The organism is Moorena sp. SIO4A1, assembly GCF_010672065.1.
Classification (GTDB): domain Bacteria; phylum Cyanobacteriota; class Cyanobacteriia; order Cyanobacteriales; family Coleofasciculaceae; genus Moorena.
Genome location: NZ_JAAHHX010000150.1, coordinates 1 through 4838, shown reverse-complemented (window position 1 = coordinate 4838; position 4838 = coordinate 1). Strand labels below are relative to the sequence as shown.

The 4838-nt window shown below is 41.1% G+C and carries 5 protein-coding genes; 2 read left to right on the top strand and 3 right to left on the bottom strand.

The window, feature by feature from the left end; all coding sequences use genetic code 11:
• The coding region (locus tag F6K53_RS35160; RefSeq protein WP_293083907.1) for a WD40 repeat domain-containing serine/threonine-protein kinase at nucleotides 1-1193 on the top strand (1193 nt) is incomplete at its 5' end.
• A gap of 90 nt (nucleotides 1194-1283) precedes the next feature.
• Here F6K53_RS35160 and F6K53_RS35155 read toward each other — a convergent pair.
• The 3 genes from F6K53_RS35155 to F6K53_RS35145 form a co-directional block, all read right to left on the bottom strand.
• Nucleotides 1284-1901 (bottom strand): PEP-CTERM sorting domain-containing protein, encoded by a 618-nt coding sequence (locus F6K53_RS35155; RefSeq protein WP_075904053.1) that lies wholly within the window; start codon nucleotides 1899-1901, stop codon nucleotides 1284-1286.
• 179 nt (nucleotides 1902-2080) lie between these two features.
• Nucleotides 2081-2758: a PEP-CTERM sorting domain-containing protein gene (locus F6K53_RS35150; RefSeq protein ID WP_075904055.1), complete on the bottom strand. Its 678-nt coding sequence runs from the start codon at nucleotides 2756-2758 to the stop codon at nucleotides 2081-2083.
• A 348-nt stretch (nucleotides 2759-3106) separates the two neighbouring features.
• Complete coding sequence (locus F6K53_RS35145; RefSeq protein WP_269087082.1) at nucleotides 3107-3232, bottom strand: hypothetical protein; 126 nt, start codon at nucleotides 3230-3232, stop codon at nucleotides 3107-3109.
• 678 nt (nucleotides 3233-3910) lie between these two features.
• Between F6K53_RS35145 and F6K53_RS35140 the strand changes: the two genes are divergently transcribed.
• Nucleotides 3911-4838, top strand: a 928-nt coding sequence (locus F6K53_RS35140) for a DUF819 family protein (protein ID WP_293083904.1), incomplete at its 3' end; no start/stop codon positions are given.

Here is a 4838-nt window from a genome sequence, read left to right as displayed (position 1 = left end):
CCAGCGATTTGTACAGTTTAGGGGTGACCTGTATTCATCTGCTTACCAACGTTCACCCCTTTGATATGTTTAATAGTCTAGAAGGGAAGTGGGTTTGGATCGATTACCTCAGGCAACCTGTCAGTGAGCAGCTTATTCGCATCCTGAACAAAATGGTAGAAAATTTACCAGACCAACGCTACCAATCAGCCATTCAAGTCCTAGCAGCACTTGGTTTACCAGAGGATTTCGCTGCTATACCAGTAACGTCTTTATCTACAACAGTTACCCCTAAGTTTGATACTCCTACTTGGAAATGTGTACATACCTTTTCTGAAGAGTCGAGTGGAATTAATTCTATCGCCTTTAGCCCGAATGGACAAACTATAGTTAGTGGTAGTACAGATAAAACTATCACGATCTTTAACTGGCAAGCTAAAACAGTGGTAGCCAAACTTTCAGGACATTTAAATGTGATTGAGGCGGTTGGGTTTAGTCCAGATGGAGAAATTATCGCTAGTAGCAGTTGGGATAATACCATTAAACTATGGCATGAGTATACGGGAAATTTAATCCATACCCTTTGTGGACATTCTGCTTGGGTAAAGTGTCTGGCAATTAGTCACAATGGGCAACTTATAGCTAGTGGTAGTGCGGATCAGACTATTAAGCTTTGGATGCTGAAGAAGGCATCATTACAGACAACTTTGTTTGGCCATTTAGGAACCGTTAATACAGTAGCTATTAGTAAAGATGGACAACTGCTAGCTAGTGGTAGTGCTGACAAAACCATTAAGCTTTGGAATTTAGTAACTGGTAAGCTTGCCGCAACGATTACTGGACATTCGGCATCGGTAGAGTCACTCACCTTTAGCCCTAGTGGTCAAATCTTAATTAGTGGCAGTGCTGATAAAACCATTAAGATTTGGTTGCTGAAGAGGGATCGGTATTTACAAATACCAAAAAAACCGTTGCTTACTCTCACCGGACATGGGAATGCTGTTAAATCTATTGCCATTAGCCCTCAAGGGAATACCTTAATCAGTGGTAGCGCCGATAAGACTGTCAAAATCTGGCATCCTGGTAGTGGTGAATTGCTCTATACTCTCACGGATCATTTAAGCGCTGTCACTACCGTTGCTATTAGCCATGATGGTGCTACCATTGCTAGTAGTTCTCAAGATAATACTATTAAGATTTGGCAGTTTGAGTGATGTAAGCTATCAGCCGTCAGCTTATGCGCTACGCGCACGCTACGCGAACAGCTTATGCGGGCTGACGGCTGATAGCTGATAGCTTACAATCTATGATTGTTTCCGACGTTTTAAGGTTGAGGCAAAAAGCCACCCTCCTAGACCCAACATTCCCATCAATGTTGTTGGTTCAGGAACAAGTGTATAGGTGACAGTTCCACTTCCGAGAATAGGCTGGCGCGGCTCGTCTTCTGGAGTATAGAAGGTAGGATCGAAACCGTCAGTGAAATCACCATTAGAAAAACGGAAAAAATCTCCAGAGAATTCACCAACGGCGGTAAAAGGATGATAAACTACATCGTAATCTAACCCCAGTAATTCTCCGTTTAGGAAATTGACAGTTGGGAAGTCTGGGAAACGCTCGTCGTCCTCTTCATTTATTCGAGGATCACTAAATAGGGTAATTGACAAACCATCGTCAACTCCTAAACTCTCAGCTCCCACCTTAGTCAAACTTGAATCGTCAAAGGTAAACTCACCGTTGTAATAATCAGGATTGGGGGCAATATCGAGTTCAGAAGAGCCAGTCAGGAAAAAGCTCTTTTCCAGATTCACTGTGAAATTATATTTGACAGTTGCTGCTTCAACGAAGTTGATTCCGACTACCCCTAAGCTTAAGCTACCGCCAACGATCGCTGTTGCTACTTTAGTTAAAGTCTTGATTGTCATTGTTATTCTCCTAGTACAAGAAAAAAAACACCAAAAATTTCACCTCTTTTCCAGCTAAGAGGGAAGCACCCCGTGCCTGGATTTGTAGATTTCTCACTACCGCGATCGCATCATATGGGTATAAGGGTTTTTGTCATGGAAAAATCTTTCCTTTAGACATAAAATTGCTGGAAAATCTGCTATTGTTTCCGACGCTGTAAACTTGAAGTGAAAAGCCACCCTCCCAGACCCAACACTCCTATCAATGTTGTTGGTTCAGGAACCGTGGAAACTTTGGCAAATTGTCCTTTTGTTTCTAACTCAGTTAGTCGATCAATATAGGTGTCACCAACCTTGCCCGTCTCAATCAGTTCCTGGGTGGTTCGAGTCGGAAACGCAACATCTTCATGGCTACTAAAACCGATAGGAAAACCAAACTCATCCAACCAATCATCTACATGGACGTGAGGCGTACTACTTTGCGGTGGTTTTGACCAGAAGGTTAAACCATCGCTTCTGGAGCCATCTCCAATGTTGATTCCATCTGGGTCAAAGTAAGTCCCCGATTGGAGTATTTGCTTTGTTTGAGTATCAAAATTGAAGTTAACCCCTGCATCGAAATGATTATCGGTATAGGTTCTCAAAAAATTGCCTTGAGGATCAAAAAATGAGACAATCAGAGAATCTAAGTCACTGGTCCTGACGATTCCATCGGTATAACTTTGCGTTTCGTCATAGCTAAATAAACCGGTAACGCTAAAGCCAGCAATTTGACCTGTCCAATCAAATCCAAAGGTAATTGCCTCAGCTACGGTAGGGATAACGATGCTTAATGCTGTACTTAGGGTGATAACGGCTGTCTTTAAATAGCAAGACATAAGTTTAAACCTCCTAGAATCAAATGATCTGCTTTCGGCAGAAGGAGTTAGTAGTCAGTATTTAGTAGTTGCTAAACTCAAACTTACGAAGGATTTCTGAGTAAACATTTTTAACTCCTTCTTTTGAACTTATTATTAGTTTAAAAAATTTGCATTTTAAAACCGAATATGCTCTGATAAAACCCAATGTTAAAAGCCCCAAAATTGAATTGAATTCAGGAATGTGAAGCAGCTCAATAAATCGGGTATAGCATTATTGGGTTAGGGTAAGCATTGAGCTAATCTGCTACAGATGGTGGTATAGATTGTGCTTTTGAATAAAATGGGTAAGCATTCGTTTAATCTGAGTTACATCGTCACAGCGTCGAAGGCTGTGCCACAAAGCACCTCAAGTAGCGTGGCCTTGGCTTTTGGCTTTTGGCCAACGCCTGAATGCTTACTACCAAATAGCGGACGAGAAAAAAATGTAGGCATTGGTTGAACTGCTCTAAATCTCGAATGCCTCCTTATTAATAGTTTTTATCAATTAACGCCGATTTTAATCTATCAAGATTTTTAATAAAACTCAACCCTCAACTATGAAGATAATATAAAAATTTTATAAAGATAAGATGAAGATACCTTGACAATTTAAACTGATACACCTCAGAGGGTCACCACTGGACTCTGTTTATGATACAATTAAAGATTATGATTTAAAGCTGAGGGTAAAATTACGAGTAATCATCTGTTGCTAGAAACGATTTAATCAGGTTTTCAGCCTGATTGTTGAGGGCGACTTGCTCTGGGTTGAGCTCACTTTCTTTAGGGTAGAGTCCCGAGCACCGAACACCCATCACTTAACCCCTGTCTACTTTTCAGCCTTATTGTCACCTGATCAGCTGATCTACCTAGGCTTGCTGGGCTCAATCGTTACTCAAACCCTTAAGTAACCAAACCTCAGGGGAGAAAAATTTTGCTATTTGTTGACCTATATTGACTATAAGATTCATCAACTATTAATAAATAATATCAATTATTGACTAGTTAGGGAATAGGGAGCAGGGAGCAGGGAATAGGGAGTAGGAAAGAGCTCCAAAGAGTGTTTAATGTTGTGATAAATTAGCACTATTATTCATAACCTATTTATATATAGCGGTTCTCATAGCTATCATGGCAACCTCTCTAATCAATCCTAATCAAGATTTCGCTCTTTGGGCTGTGTTGCTGTCAGCAGCAACGATTGGATTCTGGGCAGAACGGACTCCTTGGGGAGCTAAACTATCTGGGGCTGTTGTCACCATTTTGGTAACGTTTATCCTATCTAATCTTAGGATTATCCCACCGGATGCTCCCACCTATGGGGTGGTCTGGTCTTACTTAGTTCCATTAGCTATTCCTTTACTACTATTCCAAGCTGACTTGTTTAGGATTGTGCGAGAGGCTGGACCTACTTTAATTGCCTATGGAATTGGTGCAGTGGGAACAATTTTAGGCACAGTAGTAGCTTACTATCTGATTCCTTTAGGAGAAGAAGGTTGGAAGTTGGCAGCAATTTTTTGTGCTACTTATATTGGTGGTTCAGTTAATTTTGCGGCAACCGCTGAAAGCACTGGGTTACGAGCAGGAGATTTACTCAGTGCTGGGGTAGCAGCAGATAATTTAGTGATGACCTTGTACTTTTTAGTGCTGTTTTCTTTACCTTCCATTAAGTGGCTACGGGGAATTTTTCCTAACCAGCGCTCCCATGAAAATACTCATTCTAGTCAGTTTAGTATCTTTGATTCCCAGTCTCGACAACAACTATCTGTTTTCAAGATCAGTTTGGCATTAGCTATTAGTATGATTGCTTGTGCTGTAGGTTATGGTCTCGCTAGCTGGTTGGGCTTCAACAAAGGGGGAATTCTGGTGGTAACGGTTTTAATTGTGATGCTAGCGACAGTATTCCCAAGTTATTTAAGTAGGATAACGGCTGCAGAAAAAATTGGCTATCTGCTGATGCAGGTATTTTTTGCTGTAATTGGAGCCAGCGCTAATGTGGAAATAGTGCTACGAGTCGGATCAGTTCTGTTTATCTTTGCTGGATTAATTCTCGCCATCC